This window comes from Castellaniella sp. (assembly GCF_034007085.1).
Lineage (GTDB): Bacteria > Pseudomonadota > Gammaproteobacteria > Burkholderiales > Burkholderiaceae_B > Castellaniella.
Genome location: NZ_JAVERO010000170.1, coordinates 1 through 3,567, shown reverse-complemented (window position 1 = coordinate 3,567; position 3,567 = coordinate 1). Strand labels below are relative to the sequence as shown.

Sequence of the window (3,567 nt, the reverse complement as noted above, 5' to 3'; positions counted from 1 at the left end):
GTTTCCCTTACCCAAGGTTTGCAGCGTCCACTTGCCTTCCAAATGTTCGTGGTGGAAGTCGCTCATGCGCAACCTGGCCAGCTCGTCACGGCGCAGCCAGGCGACGAACAGCAGGATCAATATCCAGCGCGTGCGCTCCGCACGCAGGCGCGTCCGGCGAGCCGTGCGGCTCGACCATCCAGGTGTGTCGACCGCATGGGCATCGCAGTCCCGTTGCGCCGCTTCGAGCATGGCGACCAGCGCCTTTTCGGGAAACAGGCGTTTGACCTGGAGTTGAACAACGCCGCGCAGCTCGCGCTTGGCCAGGTTGTGAAAGGGGTTGTGTTCCAGGTAGGCCCTATGGGTTTTCGGGAAATTGTTCTTGTCCAACAGCCAGGCGTAGAGCGACATCAGCCGGGCAATGCAGGTGCGTGCGGAGCGGAGCTGCAGCGGCTTTGTGAAGTAGGGCAAGGGTCGAGCCTCATGCCTGCCTTTTCCGTCGCTCATACGCCCAGCCTGCCGGCCCGATACAGGTTCGCCCTGCAACGCCCGCAGATAGTCCATCGCGTCGGCCTCGGTGGCCATGGCGAGCAGCGTGGCGCTCGGCCCATGGCGGAGTTCGAGGAAAGCCCGCCACCGCGCCGCCTCGAAGCTGTAGGTGTCGAAGGTGTTGGTCGAGGCCCGCACGCCGGCGAGAGAATGCAGCCACGCGGCGAGAGCGCTGGCGTCGTCTTCCTCAGTCAGGATTTTGACTGGGTGATTGGCTGCGACTTGAATTGCCAAATGATCCGATGTCATCTGTGATTACCAACCTGGGTAGGTTGCGTAGAGCTTCCCCCAGTCGCGCAATGCTCCTTGATCACGCAGTATCTCGATGCCTTCGGCCGCATGCCAATTCTTCGGGACACGCACCATCCAATGGGCGTCCGGCCCTTGACGATACAGTTGCAGCACGGAGGCAACCATCAACTGGCGAACGGGCGGGAGCGCCTTGTAATCACGCCTCCACTGTTGCAAAGCGCCAGTGATCTCCATCTGCTCGTGGCCATCCCACAAAAATCCACGGGGCCGCATTAAGTAATGGTCGCCTTCGCCGCCGTAGCGGCGCTCCACGCGCTCGAAAAACGCGCCGAGGTCATATCGGCCGATGACATCCCAGAGGTGCTTGCCGAAGGGAACAGGATTTCCCCAGAACGGTGGAGTGACATCGGCGCCGCACACTGCTGAGAGTGCGATAGCTTCGCTTTCATCCATCGACGGCCGCTTCTGGATCAGGTCGATGAAGGAATACTTTGGAAAGCGGCCCCGCGCGAATGTCGGCGAAACAACCGCGTACCCGACAAGAGCGACGGGCACCGTGCTGTGATGCACGTAGCCAGCCTCGGCCTGCTTGAAGTCGGTGATCTCAACTTGTCGAGAACCGATCGCGAGACCTAGACCGTCGAGGATTTTCATGACTTCAGCGGATGGTGGTTTCAACATGAAGTTAGACATTGCGGTTCATCCGCAGAGTGGTCAGGGCGTTCATGATTCCGCGGTCATGCCCTCGCGCATAGCTGTCCGGCTCTCCCGCTGGCTTGAACGGGTCCACCATGAGCCACGTTTTGCGCACGGCTTCCTCCCACCGCTTGCGCTCTGCGGCGACGGCGGCTGAAGCGTAGGCATGCATCTGTTCGGCGTCATACCAGGACAGAACCGCTTTGCTGCCGTGAGGGTCCATCAACCCACGGGCAAGGTAAGGGTTCATCTCCGTCATTCCGGCTTCCGGCAGCGGGTCTAAATCGTTGTTCGGCCGGACTGAGGCCGGCGTGTCGCTTTTTCTCATTTGCATGCTCCTGTACCGCCGGCATCAGCCGGCCAACCCTGGGTCGGTGCCGCCAGATTTCTGGCGTCCATATTTGAGTGCCGTAGGCGAGCCGGCTTCTGCGTAGTTGCAACCACCGAGCCAGATCAGCGGCTTTGCAGCGGCCTTCGCTGCGCGCTCCCTTGCCTTGGCCTTTGCAATCTGCGCCGCTTCCCATCCCGTGCTGTTGGCTCGCCAATCTCGTTCGGCTTCGCGCCATTGAAGATCGGTTGGAAGGCCGCCGTGTCGCGCCCACGCATCAGAAAAGCCCTGCAGGAACGTGTCCCACCTGCAGCATCCGGCCTCAGTATCTGGGCGAATGCGAAGCGGGCAGGCGGCACGCACGGCGGCGCCTAGCCCCTCGGTCGAGCGCACATGCCCGGCCAGATCGGCGGAGTGTGTGGGGTCATCGCGCATTTACCGTCCCCCCATATCCCCGGACATGCCCGTCGTATTTTCCAGCCGTGCCGCATCGGCGGCCGCGAGAAAGAAGGTCATCAGCGGCCCGACCGTCTTGCTCGACCCATCAGCAAAGCAAACGTCCATTGAGCCGCCCTGCGTGTGCGGATCGACACCTTCCACCAGTCGCCACGGATCAAGCCCCCACTCTTCGGCCTGGGCGCTGTACCAGTAGGCCGGGGTATCACCATTCAAGTCGCTGTTGGCGTAGTCCCTGACCAGGACGGCCACGCGGCCAGTGTGCGGGCAAACAAAGCCCGGCTTGATCGGTGGCTTTCGCATGTCAAGGTCCTTTCGGCTTGTAGATCGACACAAAGTAGGTGAGTTTGCAGTGCAATGCACTTTGCCACCTCACTCATGACGCACACCCGCAATCCAATCCCAGATGGTTCATTGATCTCTCCATGTTCCTGTTTGGTAGTGAGCCTGCAACAGGCACAGCTCGCCGTTCTTGATGCGGCGCAGGGTGATTGCGGCGCAATGGTCCATTACCGCATCGACGAGTGCCTGCGAGTCACCACCAAAGAGGTGGCGAAACTTGTTCCAGAGCGCGGATCGTTCGGCATGGGACTGGGTATCAATGCCTGCCAACGCCTCGGTTTGCCCGATCGAACCGCCAACCCAGCCACCGAGCGCCTGCAGTCGTGCGGCCGAGCCTGACTTCCTGATGATCATGGCCTGACGCGGCCGCGGTGTTCCTGCTGTGAGCTTCATGATGTTGTCTGGGCGTAAAAGGCGGTTTTGAGGGTGACACCAAAAATGAAAAACCCGAATTTTTAGCGTTTCAGAATTCTCGCAAAACGGCGTCATTAGTGAAGTAATGACGATCATAGCAATGATCCCTTCCACGCGCAAGTTAAAAAACCAATGGTAGAACGGGATAATGCTACATTTACGCATCACCATCCGACACCGATTCCCATGGATCACGATCCCTCCGGCGCACGCTCCAGAATGCTGCGGCATCTCTCGCGGTTTGCAGTCCCCGTCGCTGGCCAGGCGCCTGTCGAGTCCAGCGACGGTGGCCTTGCGCTCGCCGCTGTCGCGCTTGATAGCGGCGCTGTGCTTGCTCTGGTGGCCGATCTGGAGGCGATCGGGTTGGCCAACGCGGGAGCATCGGCGACGAACGCGATTGGAGAAATCCTCGCGTTCTTCTGGCCTCGCCTGTGTCGCTTCTTTGAAGTCGAGGAACGGGATGTGATCTGGGTCGAATGGGACAGTGCAGGCAAATTCGATGCCCTCGTTCCGGTTCGAGACCCAAGGCACTCGCTGTCGATTCATCCCAA

At 60.4% G+C, this 3,567-nt stretch carries 6 protein-coding genes; 1 reads left to right on the top strand and 5 read right to left on the bottom strand.

Going from position 1 to position 3,567, the window contains the following annotated elements; all coding sequences use genetic code 11:
- The 5 genes from RBR29_RS11090 to RBR29_RS11070 form a co-directional block, all read right to left on the bottom strand.
- A partial coding sequence (locus RBR29_RS11090; protein WP_320349285.1) for a hypothetical protein occupies nucleotides 1-777 on the bottom strand: 777 nt, incomplete at its 3' end.
- A 6-nt stretch (nucleotides 778-783) separates the two neighbouring features.
- Nucleotides 784-1,473: a hypothetical protein gene (locus RBR29_RS11085; protein WP_320349284.1), complete on the bottom strand. Its 690-nt coding sequence runs from the start codon at nucleotides 1,471-1,473 to the stop codon at nucleotides 784-786.
- A complete protein-coding gene (locus RBR29_RS11080; protein WP_320349283.1) occupies nucleotides 1,466-1,804 on the bottom strand; it encodes a hypothetical protein in 339 nt (112 codons plus the stop codon). The genes RBR29_RS11085 and RBR29_RS11080 overlap by 8 nt, the downstream gene beginning before the upstream one ends.
- A 435-nt stretch (nucleotides 1,805-2,239) precedes the next feature.
- Nucleotides 2,240-2,563, bottom strand: coding sequence for a DUF2761 domain-containing protein (locus RBR29_RS11075; protein ID WP_320349282.1), 324 nt, complete (start codon nucleotides 2,561-2,563; stop codon nucleotides 2,240-2,242).
- A gap of 108 nt (nucleotides 2,564-2,671) precedes the next feature.
- Entirely contained in the window at nucleotides 2,672-3,112 is a 441-nt protein-coding gene (locus tag RBR29_RS11070) for a hypothetical protein (protein WP_320349280.1), read from the bottom strand.
- A gap of 90 nt (nucleotides 3,113-3,202) precedes the next feature.
- On the opposite strand from RBR29_RS11070, the gene RBR29_RS11065 reads away from it, so the two are divergent.
- A partial coding sequence (locus tag RBR29_RS11065; protein WP_320349279.1) for a hypothetical protein occupies nucleotides 3,203-3,567 on the top strand: 365 nt, incomplete at its 3' end.

Excerpts from the sequence above, each read along its gene's own strand:
- RBR29_RS11085 (WP_320349284.1), bottom strand. The coding sequence starts at position 1,473 with ATGTCTAACTTCATGTTGAAACCACCATCCGCTGAAGTCATGAAAATC.
- RBR29_RS11080 (WP_320349283.1), bottom strand. The coding sequence starts at position 1,804 with ATGAGAAAAAGCGACACGCCGGCCTCAGTCCGGCCGAACAACGATTTA.
- RBR29_RS11075 (WP_320349282.1), bottom strand. The coding sequence starts at position 2,563 with ATGCGAAAGCCACCGATCAAGCCGGGCTTTGTTTGCCCGCACACTGGC.
- RBR29_RS11070 (WP_320349280.1), bottom strand. The coding sequence starts at position 3,112 with ATGATCGTCATTACTTCACTAATGACGCCGTTTTGCGAGAATTCTGAA.